This window comes from Pelomonas margarita, from assembly GCF_043555875.1.
Taxonomy (GTDB): domain Bacteria; phylum Pseudomonadota; class Gammaproteobacteria; order Burkholderiales; family Burkholderiaceae_C; genus Pelomonas; species Pelomonas margarita.
The window spans coordinates 130,302-148,075 of record NZ_JBIGHW010000008.1 but is presented as its reverse complement, the minus strand read 5'-3'; the positions used below and the strand labels follow the sequence as shown (position 1 = coordinate 148,075).

Annotated in this window: 18 protein-coding genes, 1 tRNA gene, 1 pseudogene and 1 riboswitch; of the genes and pseudogenes, 17 read left to right on the top strand and 3 right to left on the bottom strand. The window is 70.8% G+C overall.

The window, feature by feature from the left end; translation table 11 throughout:
* Positions 1–30 precede the first annotated feature (30 nt).
* Together ACG0Z3_RS15655 and ACG0Z3_RS15650 are read left to right on the top strand one after the other, a co-directional pair.
* The gene (locus ACG0Z3_RS15655; protein WP_394399036.1) at positions 31–414 is read left to right on the top strand and encodes a BlaI/MecI/CopY family transcriptional regulator; all 384 of its coding nucleotides are present in this window, start codon (positions 31–33) and stop codon (positions 412–414) included.
* A complete protein-coding gene (locus ACG0Z3_RS15650) occupies positions 411–2,132 on the top strand; it encodes a M56 family metallopeptidase (protein ID WP_394399034.1) in 1,722 nt (573 codons plus the stop codon). The genes ACG0Z3_RS15655 and ACG0Z3_RS15650 overlap by 4 nt, the downstream gene beginning before the upstream one ends.
* A gap of 83 nt (positions 2,133–2,215) precedes the next feature.
* On the opposite strand, the pseudogene ACG0Z3_RS15645 reads toward ACG0Z3_RS15650, so the two are convergent.
* The 3 genes and pseudogenes from ACG0Z3_RS15645 to mutM form a co-directional block, all read right to left on the bottom strand.
* Positions 2,216–2,338, bottom strand: a pseudogene (locus ACG0Z3_RS15645) (methyl-accepting chemotaxis protein); the annotation flags it as partial.
* 15 nt (positions 2,339–2,353) lie between these two features.
* Entirely contained in the window at positions 2,354–3,370 is a 1,017-nt protein-coding gene (mutY, locus tag ACG0Z3_RS15640; protein WP_394399032.1) for an A/G-specific adenine glycosylase, read from the bottom strand.
* Complete coding sequence (mutM, locus tag ACG0Z3_RS15635; RefSeq protein WP_394399030.1) at positions 3,355–4,173, bottom strand: bifunctional DNA-formamidopyrimidine glycosylase/DNA-(apurinic or apyrimidinic site) lyase; 819 nt, start codon at positions 4,171–4,173, stop codon at positions 3,355–3,357. The genes mutY and mutM overlap by 16 nt, the downstream gene beginning before the upstream one ends.
* A 61-nt stretch (positions 4,174–4,234) precedes the next feature.
* On the opposite strand from mutM, the gene ACG0Z3_RS15630 reads away from it, so the two are divergent.
* The 15 genes from ACG0Z3_RS15630 (at position 4,235) to ACG0Z3_RS15560 (ending at position 17,761) form a co-directional block, all read left to right on the top strand.
* The gene (locus tag ACG0Z3_RS15630) at positions 4,235–5,968 is read left to right on the top strand and encodes a tetratricopeptide repeat protein (protein ID WP_394399028.1); all 1,734 of its coding nucleotides are present in this window, start codon (positions 4,235–4,237) and stop codon (positions 5,966–5,968) included.
* Positions 5,965–6,498, top strand: coding sequence for a lipoprotein insertase outer membrane protein LolB (locus tag ACG0Z3_RS15625; protein WP_394399026.1), 534 nt, complete (start codon positions 5,965–5,967; stop codon positions 6,496–6,498). Before ACG0Z3_RS15630 ends, ACG0Z3_RS15625 begins: the two co-directional genes overlap by 4 nt.
* Positions 6,482–7,387: a 4-(cytidine 5'-diphospho)-2-C-methyl-D-erythritol kinase gene (gene ispE / locus ACG0Z3_RS15620; RefSeq protein WP_394399024.1), complete on the top strand. Its 906-nt coding sequence runs from the start codon at positions 6,482–6,484 to the stop codon at positions 7,385–7,387. Before ACG0Z3_RS15625 ends, ispE begins: the two co-directional genes overlap by 17 nt.
* A gap of 39 nt (positions 7,388–7,426) precedes the next feature.
* A tRNA-Gln gene (locus ACG0Z3_RS15615) sits at positions 7,427–7,503 on the top strand.
* A gap of 66 nt (positions 7,504–7,569) precedes the next feature.
* Positions 7,570–8,532, top strand: a complete 963-nt coding sequence (locus ACG0Z3_RS15610; protein ID WP_326494843.1) for a ribose-phosphate pyrophosphokinase — start codon at positions 7,570–7,572, stop codon at positions 8,530–8,532.
* A gap of 81 nt (positions 8,533–8,613) precedes the next feature.
* Positions 8,614–9,234: a 50S ribosomal protein L25/general stress protein Ctc gene (locus ACG0Z3_RS15605; RefSeq protein ID WP_394399021.1), complete on the top strand. Its 621-nt coding sequence runs from the start codon at positions 8,614–8,616 to the stop codon at positions 9,232–9,234.
* An 81-nt stretch (positions 9,235–9,315) separates the two neighbouring features.
* Positions 9,316–9,948 (top strand): aminoacyl-tRNA hydrolase, encoded by a 633-nt coding sequence (gene pth, locus ACG0Z3_RS15600; protein WP_394399019.1) that lies wholly within the window; start codon positions 9,316–9,318, stop codon positions 9,946–9,948.
* Positions 9,945–10,352, top strand: coding sequence for a hypothetical protein (locus tag ACG0Z3_RS15595; RefSeq protein WP_394399017.1), 408 nt, complete (start codon positions 9,945–9,947; stop codon positions 10,350–10,352). Before pth ends, ACG0Z3_RS15595 begins: the two co-directional genes overlap by 4 nt.
* 155 nt (positions 10,353–10,507) lie before the next feature.
* Positions 10,508–10,740, top strand: a riboswitch (cobalamin riboswitch).
* A gap of 65 nt (positions 10,741–10,805) precedes the next feature.
* Positions 10,806–12,677 (top strand): TonB-dependent receptor domain-containing protein, encoded by a 1,872-nt coding sequence (locus ACG0Z3_RS15590; RefSeq protein WP_394399015.1) that lies wholly within the window; start codon positions 10,806–10,808, stop codon positions 12,675–12,677.
* A gap of 87 nt (positions 12,678–12,764) precedes the next feature.
* Complete coding sequence (cobU, locus tag ACG0Z3_RS15585; RefSeq protein WP_394399013.1) at positions 12,765–13,325, top strand: bifunctional adenosylcobinamide kinase/adenosylcobinamide-phosphate guanylyltransferase; 561 nt, start codon at positions 12,765–12,767, stop codon at positions 13,323–13,325.
* A 2-nt stretch (positions 13,326–13,327) separates the two neighbouring features.
* Positions 13,328–14,245 carry an ABC transporter substrate-binding protein gene (locus ACG0Z3_RS15580; protein WP_394399011.1) on the top strand — a complete coding sequence of 306 codons (918 nt, stop codon included), beginning with the start codon at positions 13,328–13,330 and terminating at the stop codon, positions 14,243–14,245.
* Positions 14,245–15,237 carry a FecCD family ABC transporter permease gene (locus tag ACG0Z3_RS15575; protein WP_394399009.1) on the top strand — a complete coding sequence of 331 codons (993 nt, stop codon included), beginning with the start codon at positions 14,245–14,247 and terminating at the stop codon, positions 15,235–15,237. The genes ACG0Z3_RS15580 and ACG0Z3_RS15575 overlap by 1 nt, the downstream gene beginning before the upstream one ends.
* Positions 15,234–16,004, top strand: coding sequence for an ABC transporter ATP-binding protein (locus tag ACG0Z3_RS15570; protein WP_394399007.1), 771 nt, complete (start codon positions 15,234–15,236; stop codon positions 16,002–16,004). The genes ACG0Z3_RS15575 and ACG0Z3_RS15570 overlap by 4 nt, the downstream gene beginning before the upstream one ends.
* A complete protein-coding gene (locus tag ACG0Z3_RS15565) occupies positions 16,001–17,299 on the top strand; it encodes a cobyrinic acid a,c-diamide synthase CobB (protein WP_394399005.1) in 1,299 nt (432 codons plus the stop codon). The genes ACG0Z3_RS15570 and ACG0Z3_RS15565 overlap by 4 nt, the downstream gene beginning before the upstream one ends.
* Positions 17,300–17,302: 3 nt before the next feature.
* A complete protein-coding gene (locus ACG0Z3_RS15560) occupies positions 17,303–17,761 on the top strand; it encodes a hypothetical protein (protein ID WP_394399003.1) in 459 nt (152 codons plus the stop codon).
* Positions 17,762–17,774: the final 13 nt, after the last annotated feature.

Here is a 17,774-nt window from a genome sequence, read left to right as displayed (position 1 = left end):
AAATAGTTCTAGAACATCTATTCTGAATCCATGTCAGCCCCCAACCATCCCACGGCCGCCGAGCTGGACCTGCTGCGCGTGCTGTGGCAGCTGGGCCCGGCCGACGCCAAGACCGTGCACGAGGCCTTGCTGCCCGAGCGCCCCGACGCCACCTACGCCACCGTGCTGCGCCAGCTGCAGGTGATGCACGGCAAAGGCCTGCTGACCCGCGACGAAAGCCAGCGCCCCCAGCGCTATGCGCCCGCGCAGGCGCAGGACAAGCTGCAGCAGTCGCTGGTGAAGGACTTCATTGCCAAGGCCTTCGCGGGCTCGGGCAAGGCGCTGGTGCTGGCCGCCCTCAAGAACCATGTCAGTGCCAGGGAGCGCGCGGAGATCCGCCAGCTGCTGGCCACGAAAGGAGATGACGCCGCATGAGCGCATCCATCGCATTGAACGCCTGGGGCTGGGCCCTGGTGAACTTCGTCTGGCAGGGGGCCGTCGTCGGCGCCGTGACCGTCTTGCTGCTGGCCCTGCTGCGCGGCGCATCGGCGCGCTGGCGCTATGCCGTCTGCGCGCTCGCGCTGGGCCTTTGCCTGGTGCTGCCGCTGGCGCAATGCCTGGACCTGGCGCCGGCAGAGGTCGAGATTGCGGGTGAGCTACCGCTGGCGTCGCAGATGCCAGCACTGGTGGCCGCCTGGGCACTGGGCACGAGCCTGATGCTGGCCCGCCTGGCGCTGGGCCTGGCCTGGGTGAGCCGCGCGCGCCGCCACGCCACGCCGGCCCCGGCCGAATGGCAAGCGAGGCTGGACGCCCTCGCCAGGCGGCTAGGCCTGCACCGCCCCGTGGCGCTGCGGCTGCTGCCAGAGCTGGACGGCCCGGTGGCGCTGGGCGTGCTCAAGCCCTGCGTGCTTCTGCCGGCCGCGCTGCTGAGCCGCCTGCCCGTGGACCTCCTGGAAGCCCTGCTCGCCCACGAGCTGGCCCATGTGCGACGCTGGGACTACGCCGCCAACCTGCTGCAAAGCGTCGTCGAGGCGCTGCTGTTCTTCCACCCCGTGGTGTGGTGGCTGTCGGCCCGCCTGCGCAGCGAGCGCGAGCTGGTGGCGGACGAGATCTCGGCCGAGCTGCTGGACCAGGCCGACGGCGGGCGCCGACTGGCCCGGGCGCTGCACGCGCTCAGCGAGCTACCCTCGGGTGAGGCCCCGGCCCTAGCCATGGCCGCGCGAGGTGGCGAGCTGCTGCGCCGTATCGAGCGCCTGCTGGCGCCGCGCCCGCAGGCAACGGGCTGGAAGCTGGCGCTGCCGGCGCTGCTGATCGCGGCCACCAGCTTCGTCGTGCAGGCCAAGGGGCGTGACGCGCCCGCGCCGGCCGAGCCCGCCCCCGCCGCCAAGGCCGCACCCGCGCCGCAGGAACTGCGCCTGCCGGTGAACGCCAAGCATGTGGTGGTGGTGGACGACGCCACCGGCGAGGTGCTGATGGCGCGCAACGCCGATGCCGTCGTGCCTATCGCATCGCTGACCAAGCTGCTGACCGCCATGGTGGTGCTGGACGCCAAGCTGGACCCCGCCGAAAAGCTGCGCATCACCAGCGACGACGTCGACACCCTCAAACACAGCCGCTCCAAGGTGCGCGTGGGCACACAGATGTCTCGCCAGGCGGCTCTGGAGATGGCGCTGATCTCGTCGGAGAACCGCGCCGCCTCGGCGCTGGCGCGCAACTTTCCTGGCGGCGAGGCCGGCTTCGTGAAGGCGGTCAATGCCAAGGTGCGCGCGCTGGGGCTGCGACGCACCTCCATCGCCGAGGCCACCGGCTTGTCGCCAGCCAACACCTCCACGGCCAGCGAGATGGCCGTCATCACCGCAGCGGCCGCACGTTACCGCGAGATCGAGCGCATCACCAGCGCCAAGCAAGCCAAGGTGCCGGTGGACGGCCGCACCCGAGAGCTGCGCAACACCAACCGGCTGGTAGGTGCCAAGGGCTGGAACATCCGTGTCTCCAAGACCGGCTACACCGAAGAAGCTGGCCGCTGCCTGGCCATGCGCATGCTCAACGGCAAACGGCCCATCACCGTCGTGCTGCTGGACGCCGACGGCTCGGCACAGCGGCTGCGCGATGCGGCGCTAATCCGCAAGTCGCTGGCTCGCCAGCAATCCTGAGCGCCCCGCCATATCGGCAGCTCCACCACCGGCCTGGGGACGCCGGACTCGCGCATCGTCACGGCCGAGCACGCCAGCCAGGCAGCGTCGACCGCCTGGGAGGCGAAACCTCGCCCCTGCTCGCCGGCCCGCACGGCCTCCACGGCCGCGTTCAGCGCCAGGATCTTTGTGCGTTCACTGCGCCCGTTTCGCCACCCGCCGGCAATGCGGGCGCTGCCGGGTCAGCGTGCGTCGATGAGCTTCTTCAGCGGCGCCGGTAGCGCATAGTCGGCCAGCTTCTCGCGGGCCACCCAGCACCCGTTCTGGGCCAGCCCGTCCGGCGCCTCGGCTCGCAGCGTGTGCAACACCCAATCAAAGTGCGTCAGCGCATGCTGGATGCGCGGCAAGGTCTCGGGCGTCGCGCCGGCCAGCGCGGCGCGGGCACTGCCCTCGTCGTCGAACATCGGCAGCGTCCACAGCCCGGCCCACACGCCGGTGGCCGGTCGCTGCTGCAGCAAGACCTGGCCCTGCCGCTCCACCCACAGCCACCAGTTCTCACGCTGGCCGCGCTTGAGCTTCTTCGTCTTGATGGGGAAGCGAGTCGGGTCGCCCTGATGCTGGCCACGGCACAGCGGCTGCACGGGGCAGATCAGGCAGTCGGGCGAGCGCGCGCCGCAGACCGTCGCGCCCAGGTCCATCAGGCCCTGCGTGTAGCGGTCCACATCGTGCTCGGGCAGCAACGCGGTGGCGTGGTCCCACAGCTTCTTCTCGGCGGCGCTTCTGGCCAGGTCGCCCTCGAAGGCCAGCACGCGGGACAGCACACGCTTGACGTTGCCGTCCAGGATGGCCACGCGCTCGGCAAAGCAGAAGGCCGCGATGGCCGCAGCGGTGGAGCGGCCGATGCCCGGCAGCGTCTGCAGGCCCGCGGCGCTGCGCGGGAACTCGCCGCCATGCAGCTCGGCCACGGCCTTGGCGCAGGCATGCAGGTTGCGCGCGCGGCTGTAGTAGCCCAGGCCGGCCCACTGCGCGAGCACTTCGTCCAGCGTCGCGGCGGCGAGGTCGGTCACCTGGGGCCAGCGCGCGAGGAAGCGCTCGTAGTAGCCCAGCACAGTCGTCACCTGCGTTTGCTGCAGCATGACCTCGGACAGCCACACGCGGTAGGGGTCTCGCGTGTTCTGCCAGGGCAGCGTGTGGCGGCCATGGCGCTTCTGCCAGGCGACGACGGTCCTGCCGAAGTCCTCGATCAACGCTTCTGGCATGAGGGGCAAAAGAAGGTGGAACGCTGGCCCTGCACGATGCGCCGGATGGCCGTGCCGCAGCGCCGGCAGGACTCGCCCTCGCGGCCATAGACCTGGGCCTGCATCTGGAAGCTGCCGGCCACGCCGTGCGCGTCGCGGAAGTCGCGCAGCGTCGTGCCGCCGGCTTCCAGCGCCCGGCCCAGCACGGTACGCACGGCCAGCGCGAGCTTGTCGGCGCGCGGGCGGCTGAGCTTGCCGGCGGCCAGGCGCGGATCGATGCCGGCCATGAACAGTGCCTCGCAGGCGTAGATGTTGCCGGCGCCCACAACGATGTCGCCCGCCAGCAGCGCCTGCTTGATGGCCACGCGACGGCCGCTCAGGGCCGCGTGCAGGTGCAGGCCGTCGAAGCGCTCGTCGAACGGCTCCAGGCCCAGGCCGGCCAGCAGTGTCGCGACCGGCTCGGCCTCCAGCGCCGCGCCCCAGACGACGGCGCCGAAGCGGCGTGGGTCAGTCAGGCGCAGCAGGCCGCGGTCGGTGTGCAGATCAAAGTGGTCGTGCGCGCCGGACGCGGGCGTCGTATCGAGAAAGGCCAGCGAGCCCGACATGCCCAGGTGCATCAGCAGCCCACCCGCCGCGCCCAGGGGCAGCCACAAATATTTACCGCGTCTTTGCACGGCCCCGACGCGGGCGCCGAGCAGGGTTTCGGGGTCCACACCGAGAGGCCAGCGCAGGGGTTTTCCCAGGCGCAGACCGGTCACCCGGGCTCCTTCAATGGCGGCGGCAAAGCTGCGGCGGGTGACTTCGACTTCGGGCAACTCGGGCATGGGCGGAAATCATAATCAGCGCCTCATCCCCGGGCCGCCCCGGGGGCTCGCTGGAGTCCGAATGCCGTTCATCGTCCGCCGCGTCGCCTGCGCCGCCGCCCTGCTGCTGGGGCTGCACACCCACGCCCAGGAGGCGCCGCCCGCCACCCCGCCCGTCAGCAACTCGTCGATGGACGCGCCGCTGTTCTACCAGCTGCTCATCGGCGAGCTGGAGCTGGGCAGCGGCCAGGTCGGCGTGGCCTTCCAGGTGCTGCTGGACGCCGCGCGGCGCACCGGCGACGAGGCCTTGTTCAAGCGCGTGGTCAACATCGCGCTGCAGGCCCGCGCGGGCGACCAGGCGCTTCTAGCCGCGCGCGGCTGGGCCGACACCGTGCCCACCTCCATCGAGGCGCACCAGACCGTCGTGCAACTGCTGGCGCTACTGAACAAGCCGGCCGAGGTGCCGCAGCCGCTGCGCGCGCTGCTGCGCCTGGCGCCAGCCGAGCAGCGACAGGGCTTCATCGTGTCGCTGCCGCCCCTGTTCCAGCGCTCGCCCGAGCCCAAAGCCGTGTACGGCGCACTGGCCCCCGTGCTGCAAGCGCAGACCGGCACGCTCAAGCCGGCCGCCGTGTTCACTGAGGCGCGCCTGGCCATCAACGCCGGCGAGAACGCCCGCGCGCTGACGCTCATCCACGAGCTGGACAAGACCCTGCCCGACGGCGACGACGCCATGCAGCTTGCCGTCGACCTCATGCCCGCCGAACCCCAGGCCGAGGCCCTCATCACCGAGCGTCTGGCGCGCAAGCCCGATCAGCACGCGCTGCGCCAGGCCTACGCCCGCACGCTGCTGAAGGTGCAGCGCAACGCTGATGCCGCGCGCGAGTTCCGGCTGCTGACCGAGGCCACGCCCGACAACCCGGCCGTCTGGCTGGCGCTGGGCGCCGTCGAGCTGGACCTCAAGCACCTGCCCGCCGCCGAAGCCGCGCTGCGCGAAGGGCTGAAGCGCCTGGACACGCCCGCCCCCGGCACGGACGCCGAGGTCAAGGCCCGCGCCGACGGCCGGCGCAGCGCCTGGTTAATGCTGTCGCAGCTGTCCGAGCAGCGCGGCGACCTCAAGGCCGCCGAGGCGGCGCTGCAGAAGATCGACAGCTACGGGCTGGACGTGCGCTACCGCCGCGCCAGTCTGCTGGCCCGTCGCGGCCAGCTGGAGCAGGCCCGCAAGCTGCTGCAGGCACCGGGCGACGCCAGCGACGCCGATGCCCGCGCCGCGCTGCTGGCCGAGGCCCAGCTGCTGCGCGAACGGCGCGATCACGCCGCCGCCGCCGACGTGCTGAAGGCCGCCACCGAGCGCTTCAAGGACGACACCGACCTGCTGTACGAACAGGCCATGATGAGCGAGAAGCTGGGGCGCTTCGACGACATGGAGGCGCAGCTGCGCCGCGTCATCGCGCTCAGGCCTGACCACCACCACGCCTACAACGCGCTGGGCTACTCGTTCGCAGATCGCAACATGCGCCTGAACGAAGCCAAGCAGCTCATTGAGCAGGCCCTCAAGCTGGCGCCCGGCGAGTCCTTCATCGTCGACAGCCTGGGTTGGGTGGAATTTCGCCTGGGCAACCTGGCCGAGGCCGTGAAGCTGCTGCGCCAGGCCTACAGCGGCCGGCCCGATGCCGAGATCGCCGCCCATCTCGGCGAAGCCCTGTGGGCCAGCGGTGCGCCGGACGAGGCACGCCTCGTCTTCGCGCAAGGCCTGCAGCGCGAGCCGGACAACGAAGCCCTGCGCGACACGATGAAGCGCCTCAAGGTCAAGCCGTGAGAGCCATCGCCCTGTGTCTGGCGCTGACCCTCGCGGGCTGCGCGCAACTGCCCAAGACCCCGACGGACGCTGCCACCACAGCGCAGGCCCGGCTGGGCGGCCGCATCAGCGTCTCGGTGGCCGGTGACGTGCACAACCGCGGCACCGGCGGCGCGGCCAGCTTCGAGCTGTTCGGCGGCCCGGAGGCCGGCCGGCTGGAGCTGACCTCGCCGCTGGGCCCGCTGCTGGCCCGCGCCACCTGGCAGCCCGGCCGGGCCACGCTGCAGACGCCCGACGGCGAACGCCAGTTCGACGACCTCGACGCGCTGACCCGCGAGATGCTGGGCGAGGCCGTGCCTGTGGCCGCGCTGTTCGACTGGTTGCAGGCCCGCCCCTGGCCCGCCGCACCGCACGAGAAGACCGCCAACGGCTTCGAGCAACTGGGCTGGCGCATAGAACCCCGGCTGCCGTCGCTCGTGGCCACACGCCTGGCCGCGCCCATCGTCACGCTGCGCGCCAAACTGGACGGAGGCGATGAAAGCATTCCATGACCTGGCCGCGCCGGCCAAGCTCAACCTCTTCCTGCACATCGTCGGCAAGCGCGACGACGGCTACCACCTGCTGCAGTCCGTCTTCGTGCTCATCGACTGGATGGACACGCTGCACATCGAAGGCCGCCGCGACGGCCGGCTGCAGCGCCACGACGTGCTGGGCGGAGACCTCCCCGCCGACGACCTCTGCCTGCGCGCTGCACGCCTACTGCAGCAGCACACCGGCTGCACGCTGGGCGCCGACATCCACCTTGAAAAGCGCCTGCCGGCCGGCGCCGGCATGGGCGGCGGCTCGTCCGACGCCGCCACCACGCTGCTCGCGCTGAACCGCCTGTGGGACCTGCGCCTGCCCTTGTCGCAACTGCTGGCGCTGGGCCTGAAGCTGGGCGCCGACGTGCCGTTCTTCCTGGGCGGCGGACCGGCTTTCGTCGAAGGCATCGGCGAAGTCCTGCACCCGATCGCGCTGCCGGACCAGCGCTTCGCCGTCATCAAGGGCCCCGGCGGGCTGGCGACCAAAGAGATTTTTTCAAGCAATCTCTTGGCAAGGTCAGAAAAGCTCGCTATAGTCATGGGCTTTCCCGCCTCAGCAGGAACTGCAGAACAAAATTGCAGCGGATACAGTCCCGACTTCGGTCGAAACGACTTACAGCCCGCAGCAGAAGCGATCAGCAGTGAAGTGCGAGACGCGGTAGCGCTGATGTCGAAGCAATTCGGCAACGCCCGGATGACGGGCTCGGGCGCTGCGGTGTTTTCGGTACTTGCCGAGAACGGAGAGAATGGCAAGGACGATCAGTCCCTGGCGACATTGCTTCAGGCACAGCCTGAAGGGTGGACCGGTCGAATCTGCCGCAGTCTGGCCACTCACCCGCTCAGCGGTTGGGCCGACTGAACAAGTTGTAGGGTGCAGCAGCTCTGCTGTGTCCTGTGTAGGGGAGTCGCCAAGTTGGTCAAGGCATCGGATTTTGATTCCGACATGCGAGGGTTCGAGTCCTTCCTCCCCTGCCAAATTCTTCTGATACTTCGCTGAACCGGCGCGCGTCAGCGAGCCACTGACTGATCCAGAGGCTCCAAGTGCTGCTCAACACGGTTCTCTTCACCGGCAACGCGAACCCGGTCCTCTCCCAGGAAATCGCTACCCACCTCGGTCTCGAGCTGGGCAAGGCCGTCGTCGGCCGCTTCTCGGACGGTGAAGTCACTGTCGAGATCCAGCAGAACGTCCGCGCCCGCGACGTGTTCGTCATCCAGCCCACCTGCGCGCCGACGAACGAGAACCTGATGGAACTGCTGATCATGGCCGACGCGCTCAAGCGCGCCAGTGCCCGCCGCATCACGGCCGTGATCCCCTACTTCGGCTACGCCCGCCAGGACCGCCGCCCGCGCTCCACGCGCGTGCCCATCTCGGCCAAGGTCGTGGCCAACTGCCTGGAAACCGTGGGCGTCGAGCGCGTGCTGACGATGGACCTGCACGCCGACCAGATTCAGGGTTTCTTCGACATCCCCGTCGACAACATCTACGCCTCGCCGGTGCTGCTGTCGGACCTGAAGGCCCGCAACTACAGCGACCTGGTGGTCGTGTCGCCGGACGTCGGCGGCGTGGTGCGCGCCCGTGCGCTGGCCAAGCAGCTGGGCTGCGACCTGGCCATCATCGACAAGCGCCGCCCGGCCGCCAACGTGTCCGAAGTGATGCACGTGATCGGCGAGATCGAAGGCCGCAACTGCGTGATCATGGACGACATGATCGACACCGCTGGCACGCTGGTGAAGGCGGCCGAGGTGCTGAAGTCGCGCGGCGCCAAGAGCGTGTTCGCCTACTGCACCCACCCCATCCTGTCGGGCCCGGCCATCGAGCGCATCGCCGGTTCGCAGCTGGACGAGGTCGTCATCACCAACACCATCCCGCTGACGGATGCCGCCAAGGCCTGCAAGAAGATCCGCCAGCTGTCGGTGGCCTTCCTGTTCGCCGAGACCATCCGCCGCATCTCCGACGGCGAGTCGGTCACCAGCCTTTTCTCCGAGCAGAACAACAACTTCTGATCGGAACCCGTAGCCGTCGCAAGACGGCTTTTTCAATGCGGTGCCTGGTCGCGGGCGCCGTTTCTCTTTTGGAGATAAACCATGAAATTCGTCGCTTTTGAGCGCAAGCTGCAGGGGACCGGAGCGAGCCGCCGCCTGCGAGTGGCCGGCAAGGTGCCCGGTATCGTTTATGGCGCCGGTGAGCCCGCACTGATCGAACTCGATCACAACGCGCTGTACCACGCCCTGAAGAAGGAAGCCTTCCACAGCTCCCTGCTGGACATGGAGCTGAACGGCTCGGTCACGCAAGTGCTGCTGCGCGACTTCCAGATGCATCCCTACAAGCCGCAAGTCAATCACATCGACTTCCAGCGCGTGGACGGCACGACCAAGATCACAAAGAAGGTGCCCCTGCACTTCATCGGCGAAGAAAACTCCGTGGCCGTCAAGACCGACAAGAACACGGTCAACCACGTCATCACCGAGCTGGAAATCACCTGCCTGGCCCAGCAGCTGCCCGAGTTCATCGAGGTGGACCTGTCCGGCCTGACCGCTGGCCACTCGCTGCACGTCAACGACATCAAGATTCCCGCGGGCATCAAGGTCGTCACGCACGGCAAGCCGAACCCGGTCATCGCCACGCCGGTCGCCCCGGTCACTGAAGAGATCATCGTCGCCGCCGCTCCGGCCGCCGACGACGGCAAGAAGAAGAAGAAGAAGTAATTTCTTCCCGGCTTCCTGCCAACGCAAAGGGCTCCCTCGGGAGCCCTTTGCCGTTTCTGCTCACCTCGATAATCCCGCCCCATGATTCGCTTGCTTGTCGGCCTGGGCAACCCGGGCGCCGAATACGAAGACACACGCCACAACGCCGGCTTCTGGTGGATAGACACGCTGGCCCGCGACCTGAAGGCCAGCCTCGCACCCGACAAGGCCTACCACGGCCTGGTGGCCCGCGTGAACCAGGCGCCGGGTGCCAACGGCCCGATCTGGCTGCTGCAGCCCATGACCTACATGAACCTGTCGGGCAAGTCGGTGGCCGCGCTGGCGCGCTTCTTCAAGATCGCGCCCGAGGAAATCCTCGCCGTGCACGACGAGCTGGACCTGGCACCGGGCGAGATGAAGTTCAAGAAGGGCGGCGGCAACGGCGGCCACAACGGGTTGAAGGACATGCAGGCCCAGCTGGGCAGCGGCGACTTCTGGCGACTGCGGCTGGGCATCGGCCACCCGGGCCACAAGGCCGAGGTGGCCAACTACGTGCTGCGCAAGCCGCCGCAGGCCGAGCGCGAGGCGCTGCAGGACTGCATCACCAAGAGCCAGGCCGCCGTCGAGCTGATGCTGCGCGGCGAGATGGACAAGGCGCTGGCCAAGATTCACGCCAAGCCGCCGCGCCCCAAGCCCCCCAAACCCGTGCCGGCGGCGCAAACTCCAGCCCCATGAAGCTGCTGCTGCCGGTCCTGCTGCTGAGCCTCGCGCTGACCGCGCAGGGCCAGACGCAGAGCCGCAGCACCCAGGTCTACCGCTGCGGCCCGGACGGCCGCGACCTGCGCGACTCGCCCTGCCCGGGCGGCGCACCGCCCAGCAGCGTCGACCACGACGAGCCCAGCGCCGCCGACAGCCGCGCCGCCCGCAACCGCCACCTGGCGGACGCCAGGCAGGCGGCCGCGCTGGCCGCCGCCCGACGCGCCAGCGAGGCCGAGGCGCGGCGCCAGAAGGCCGCACACATCGGCCTGCAGCCTGCCCCCGCGCCGGCCGCAAGCGCGCCGCCGCTCACCCAGATCAAGCCGCCCAAAACGGCCAAACCGGCCAAGCCCAAGAAGCCGGCCAGCGCCCCCGGCCGATAGAATGCGCGCCGTTGGTGCTCGCGCCCGCCCTCACGGCGGGCGCAGTTCAACGGGAATCAGGAGGGCAAGCGGCAACGCCGTGAGCAGCTCCAGGCTCATCCGAGCGATGCAGCGCGCCCCGACTGGGGATGGGCTGCAAGGCGCAAACCGGAGCCATAGCTTGCTATGGCGAGGGTTTGCAACGCAGCAGACCGCCCCATTCGAGGATGCGATGCGCGCGAGGAAGGGCCTGGCGTTGCTCTGCCTAACCTGAGCTGTCCCCGCAACGGTAAGTGGACGAGGCCCTGGCGCCTCGCTGCTCGACTCACAAGCCACTGGTGCCCTGCACCGGGAAGGCGTCGAGCGGTGGTCCACCAGCCCGGATACCGGCCAACAACGGGGCTGTTTCGTACAGCCGTTTTTCAGCCTTGCTGCGGGGGTCAGCACGGCTGTGTGCTCGTTCCTGTTTCCTTCATGTCTCACGCTTTCCTCGCGGCCCGTCGGCCGCTGCTTGCCATGTCCGTGCTGGCCGTGGCCGCGTCCGCGCACGCCCAGAACCGCCTGGACACCGTCGTCACCACCGCCACCCGCGCACCGCAGAAACTCTCCGACGTGCTGGCCGACATGACCGTCCTCTCCCGCGACGACATCGAGCGCCAGGCCGTCGGCAGCGTCGCCGACCTGCTGCGCCGCCAGGTGGGCTTCGAGATGGTCCGCAACGGCGGCGCAGGGGCCAACACCAGCCTGTTCGTGCGCGGCGCCGACACCCGCCACACCGCCGTGCTGATCGACGGCGTGCGCGTCGACTCGCAGGCCAGCAGCGGCGCGTCGTGGAACGCGATCCCGCTGGCACAGATCGATCGCATCGAGATCGTGCGCGGCCCGGCCAGCGCGCTGTACGGCTCCGACGCCATCGGCGGCGTGGTGCAGATCTTCACGCGCAAGGGCGACGGCAAACCGGTCGTCGACCTCGGCATCGGCGGCGGCAACCGCGGCCTCGTGAAGGCGGACGCCAGCGTCAGCGGCCGCACCGGCATCGTCGACTACGCGCTGTCCGTCGCCGCCGAGGGCAGCAACGGCTTCAACGCCCGCCCGGCGCCGGCCACGCCCACCTTCACGCCCGACGACGACGGCTACCAGAGCCGCAACGCCAGCCTGCGCCTGGGCGTGCAGTTGGCTGCCAAGCACCGACTGGAGGTCAGCGCGCTGACCAGCCATGTCGACTCCGACTACGACTCCAGCGCCACCGCCAAGACCGACGACCGCACGATCTCCGACACCCGCGCCACGCGGCTGGCCTGGGCCGCGCAGTGGAGCAGCGACCTGCGCAGCGAGCTGAGCGTGGGCGAGTCCAGCGAGCGCTACGAGACCCAGCCCAGCCCCTACGTGACGAAGACGCGCGTGCGCACCTACGGCTTCAACACGAGCTGGAACCTCGGCGCGGCCGGCACGCTGCAAGGCCTGCTGGAGCGCCGCGAGGACCAGCTCGACAACACCGGCGTCATCGGCGGCCACGGCAAGCGCCACCAGGACGCCATGGGTGCCGGCTGGTCGTGGGCCAGCGGCCCGCTGTCGCTGCAGCTCAACGCCCGCCACGACCGCGACAGCGAGTTCGGCGGCACCAGCACCGGCGCAGTGGCCGGCGGCTACCGCCTGGGCGCTGCCTGGCGCGTGCAGGCGTCGGTGGGCACGTCCTTCCGCGCACCGTCGCTGTATCAGCGCTTCTCCGACAGCGGCAAGGCCAACCTGCGCCCCGAACAGGGCCGCAACGCAGAGCTGGGCCTGCACTACGCGTCGGGCCGCGACGAGTTCAGCATCACCGCCTACCGCAACCTGGTGCGCGACCTCATCGTCTACGTGTCCAAGCCCGTGTCCGGCGTCGCCGGCCCCTGCCCCAACCTCTACGGCTGCTACGACAACGTCAGCGAAGGCCGGCTGCAGGGCCTGAGCCTGCGCGGCGCCACGGCGCTGGGTGCGGTGCGCCTGTCCGGCACGCTGGACCTGCAGGCGCCCAAGGACAGCGACAAGGCCTCGGCCAACTACGGCAAGCTGCTGGCGCGCCGCGCCAAGACGCACGGCACGGTGCGTGCCGAGACCGACATCGGCGCGTGGACGCTGGGCGGTCAGGTGCTGGCCAGCAGCAAGCGCACCGACAACCTGGCCACCGGCATCAAGCTGGGCGGCTATGCGCAGCTGGACCTGGACGCCCAGGTCACGATGTCGCGCCAGCTGAACCTGCAGTTCAAGGTGGAGAACGCGACCGACCGCAAGTACGCCACCGCGCGCACCTACGCGGCCGCACCGCGCCAGGTCTTCATCGGCCTGCGCTTCACGCCGCAGCTCTGATGAACATGAGTCCCCACGCTCACGCCGTTCGCCGCCCCCCGAGGGGGCGTTCAGCGCCCTTCGGGCGGCCGGGCGGGCGCTGAGGCCATGAGCCCGCACCACCTCATCGTCGGCGGCCAGCGCAGCGGCAAGTCGCGTCATGCCGAGCGCATGGCGCAGGCCTGGCTGCGCGCCGGGGCCGGCCACACGGTCACCGTGGTGGCCACGGCGCTGGCCTTCGACGACGAGATGCGGGCCCGCATCGCCCGCCACCAGGCCGACCGGCCGGCGGGCTTCGCCACCGTCGAGGCGCCGCTGGCGCTGACGGCGGCATTGCGCGAGGCCGCCGTGCCGGGCCGGCTGCTGCTGGTGGACTGCCTGACGCTGTGGCTGACCAACTGGCTGATGCCGATGGACGGCGCCGCCGACCTCGCCGGCTGGCAGGCCGAACGCCAGGCGCTGCTGGACGCGCTGCCCGCATTGCCGTCGCCGGTGGTTTTTGTCTCGAACGAAGTGGGCTGGGGCGTGAGCCCGATGTCGCGCGAGGCGCGCTTCTACGTGGACGAGCTGGGCCGGCTGAACCAGGCCGTGGCCGGCCGCTGCCAGCAGCTGACGCTGATGGTGGCCGGCCAGGCCTGGACCCGTGCGGTGGAGAAGGAAGAGGAATGACGATGACGCGACGACTCCTGGCGGCAGCGCTGCTGGCATGGGCGGGCCTGGCCTCGGCCGCGCCGATCACGATCAAGGACGACCGCGGCGCCACCATCACGCTGCCGGACACGCCCAGGCGCATCGTCAGCCTGCTGCCGTCGCTGACCGAGACCGTCTGCGAGCTGGGCGACTGCGCCAAGCTGGTGGGCGTGGACCGCTTCTCGGACTACCCCGCCCCCGTGCGCGCGCTGCCCAAGCTGGGCGGGCTGGACGACACCGGCATCGAGGCGCTCGTCGCACTCAAGCCCGACGTCGTGCTGCTGGGCGTGTCGGCCCGCGTCATCGCCCGGCTGGAGGCGCTGGGCCAGAAGGTCGTGGCGCTGGAGCCCAAGAGCATGGCCGACGTGCAGCGCGTGCTGGGCAAGGTGGCCCAGGTGCTGGGCAAGCCCGACGACGCGCGCCGCATCTGGAACCGCATCGACGGCGCCATCTCGTTCAGCGCCCAGCAGCTGCCGCCGGCGGCGCGCGCGCTGAGCGTGTACTACGAGGTCGACTCCGCACCCTACGCGGCCGGCCGCGCCAGCTTCATCGGCGAGATCCTGGACCGGCTGGGCGCGAAGAACATCGTGCCGGCCGAGCTGGGCCCGTTCCCCAAGCTCAACCCCGAGTTCGTCGTGCGCGCCGACCCGCAGCTCATCATGGTGGGCCAGCGCAGCGCCGGCGGCCTGCCGCAGCGCCCCGGCTGGGCCGGCATTCGTGCCGTGAAGGACAAGAAGATCTGCGTCTGGGTGCCCGCCGAGTCCGACGTGCTGGTGCGCCCCGGCCCGCGCATGGGCGAGGCCGCCGCGCTGATGGCGCGCTGCCTGCGCCAGGCTGTGGCCGGCCCCGTGCCGCTGCCCACGACACCTTTCAACGCACCGCCAGGAGGCATGCGCTGATGAGCGCTCGCCACCGCCTCTGGCTGATCGCCCTGTTGCTGGGCAGCGCCGCGCTGCTGGCGCTGGGCCTGGCCATCGGCAGCACCGGCTGGAGCCCGTGGCTGAACAGCGACCCGACGATGTCGCTGATCCTGTGGGACATCCGCGCGCCGCGCTCGGCGGGCGCGTGGCTGGCGGGCGCGCTGCTGGCGCTGGCGGGTGCCGTGGCGCAGGGCCTGTTCCGCAACCCGCTGGCCGACCCCTACCTGCTGGGCTGCTCGGCCGGCGCGTCGCTGGGCGTGGCCACGCTGCTGTTCGCGATGGGCATGTCGCCCGCCGCGACGGCGCTGGCGCTGCGCGTTGGCATGACCGGCGCGGCCTTCGTCGGCGCGGTCTGCGCCGTGCTGCTGACGCTGCTGCTGGCGCGCGGCGTGGAACAGACGCTGCGGCTGCTGCTGGCCGGCGTCGTCGTCGGCGTCGTGCTGGGCTCGGGCTCGGCGCTGCTGACGCTGATGAACCCCGACATCATGCGGGCCATGCAGGCCTTCATGTTGGGCAGCACCGGCTACGTGGGCTGGAGCGCCGTGCAGATCATGGCCGCGGCGCTGGTGTTGTGCCTGCTGGTGGCGCTGGGCTGCAGCCGCACGCTGGATGCGTTGAGCCTGGGCGAAGCCACCGCGCGCTCGCTGGGCGTGCGGCTGCCGCTGGTGCGACTGCTGCTGATCGGCACGCTGGCGCTGGCCACGGGCGCGGCCGTCGCGCAGTGCGGGCTGGTGGCCTTCGTCGGCCTCGTGGCGCCGCACCTGGTGCGCAGCTGGGGCGCCATCACGCACCGCGGGCTGCTGCTGCTGGCGCCGCTGGCCGGCGGCATGCTGCTGCTGGCGGCGGACATCGGCGCACGCTGGGTCATCGCACCGCAGGAGCTGCCGGTGGGCATCGTCACCGCGCTGCTGGGCGGCAGCTATCTGCTGTATCTGATGCACAGACGCAGCGCCGGCGGAGGGCTCCGATGAGCGCCGCACCGCTGCTGACGCTGGACCTGCGCGAACTGCGCCTGGGCGGCACGCCCATCCTGCAACCGCTGCAACTCGCACCGCCGCCGCGGGCGTGGACGGCCGTCGTCGGCCCCAACGGCGCCGGCAAGTCGACGATGCTGCGCGCGCTGTCGGGGCTGCTGCCGTTCGACGGCACGCTGACGTTGCAGGGCCGCGACTGGGACCAGTGGCCGGCCCGCGAACGCGCGCGGCAGGTCGCCTGGCTGGGCCAGAACGAGGCCAGCGCCGACGACCTCTCGGCGCTGGACGTCGTGCTGCTGGGCCGGCTGCCGCACCAGGCCTGGCTGGCCCCGGCCAGCGCCGCGGACCACGCCGCCGTGGAGCGCGCGATGCGCCAGACGCAGAGCTGGGACTGGCGCGCGCGGCCGCTGGCGCAGCTGTCCGGCGGCGAGCGCCAGCGCGTGCTGCTGGCGCGCGCGCTGGCCGTCGAGTCGCCGCTGCTGCTGATGGACGAGCCGCTGGCCCACCTGGACCCGCCACACCAGAGCGACTGGATACAGATCGTGCGCAGCCGCATCGCCGACGACGGCGGCACCGTCGTGTCGGTGCTGCACGAGCTGAACATCGCGCTGCAGGCCGACCATCTCGTCGTCATGGACGCCGGCCGCATCGTCCACCAGGGCGCGCCGCACGACACGGCCACGCACGCCGCCCTGCAGCAGGTGTTCCAGCACCGGCTGTCCATCTTCCAGGTCAACGAACGCTGGATCGCGCTGAACGCATGAACACCTGCCCTGCCCTGATGGTCAGCGCCCCGGCCTCCGGCCAGGGCAAGACCAGCGTCACCGCAGCCATCGCCCGCCATGCGCGCAATGCCGGCCGGCGCGTGCGCGTCTTCAAGACCGGCCCCGACTACCTGGACCCGATGGTGCTGGAACGGGCCAGCGGCCACCCGGTCTACCAGCTGGACCTCTTCATGGGCGGGCTGGCGCACTGCCGCGCGCTGCTGGCCGAGGCCGCAGCGACGTCGGACCTGATCCTCGTCGAAGGCGTCATGGGCCTGTTCGACGGCGCGCCCAGCAGCGCCGACCTGGCCGAGGCCTTCGGCCTGCCGGTGCTGGCCGTCATCGACGCCAGCGGCATGGCGCAGACCTTCGCCGCGCTGGCACTGGGCCTGCAGAACTTCCGGCGCGACCGCATCCGGCTGTGCGGCGTGGTGGCCAACCGCGTCGGCAGCGAAGGCCATGGCCGCATGGTGGCCGAGGGCCTGCCCGCCGACCTGCCGCTGGTGGCCGCGCTGAAGCGCCGGCAAGACCTGGCCCTGCCCGAGCGCCACCTCGGCCTGGTGCAGGCGCTGGAGGTGCCCGGGCTGGACGCGCAACTGGACGACTGGGCGCGGGCCTGGGGCGAGGCGTCGCAGGGGTTCGCGTTCGAGCCGGTGCGCTTCGACGTCGAGCCGCAGGCGGTCGTGCCCGCGTTGCTGGCCGGCCAGCGCATTGCCGTGGCGCAGGACGCCGCGTTCTCGTTCATCTATCCCGCCAACCTCGACTGCCTGCGCGCGCTGGGCGCGGAGGTCGTCACGTTCTCGCCCATCGCCGGCGAGCCCCTGCCGCGCTGCGACGCGCTGTGGCTGCCCGGCGGCTACCCCGAGCTGCACGCACCCACGCTGCGCGCCAACGCCGGCTTCTTCACCGGCCTGCGCGAACACCTGGCGTTGCAGAAGCCCCTGCTGGCCGAGTGCGGCGGCATGCTGGCGCTGGCCGACACGCTGGTGGACGGCGACGGCGCCGCGCACGCGATGGCCGGCCTGATGCCCGGCAGCGCGAAGCTGCAGAAACGCCTGGCCGCGCTCGGCATGCAAAGCATGGCCTGGCCCGAAGGCCCGCTGCGCGGCCACACCTTCCATTACTCGACCTTCGCCACGCCTCTGGCGGCGATCGCCACGGCCGCAAACCCCAACGGGGGCAAGGCCGCCGAGGCGCTGTACCAGCAGGGTTCGCTGCGCGCGAGCTACGTGCACCACTACTTCCCGTCCAACCCCGAGGCCGTCGCGGCCTTCTTCCTGAACGCCGAGACCTGACCCATGCTCGAACAAGGATTCGCCCAGATCGCCCAGGCCCTGTTGTGGCCCGTGCTCATCCTCGTGGCCTGCAGCTTCGTCTACGCGCTGTGGGTGGCCGGCGCCACGCTGATGGAGAGCCTGCAGCGCCGCCGGCCCGGCTACCGCGCGCTGGCCCGGCACGCCGACAAGCCGTTCGAAGAGATCGAGCTGGCGGTACTGCACCAGCTGGAGCCGCTGCGGCTGCTGGGCCGCGTGAGCCCGCTGCTGGGCCTCATCGCGACGATGGTGCCGCTGGGCCCGGCGCTGCAAAGCGTGGCCGCCGGCCAGGGCCAGCAGGCGCTGGCGGTGTTCAGCAGCGCGTTCGCCGGCGTCGTGCTGGCGCTGGCCGCCGCGGCCATCGGGCTGGTGGCGTACTCCTTCAAGCGCCGCTGGCTGATGGCCGAGCTGGTGCAGATCCGCGCGACCCGGGACGCGGTATGAGTTCGCCCCTCGT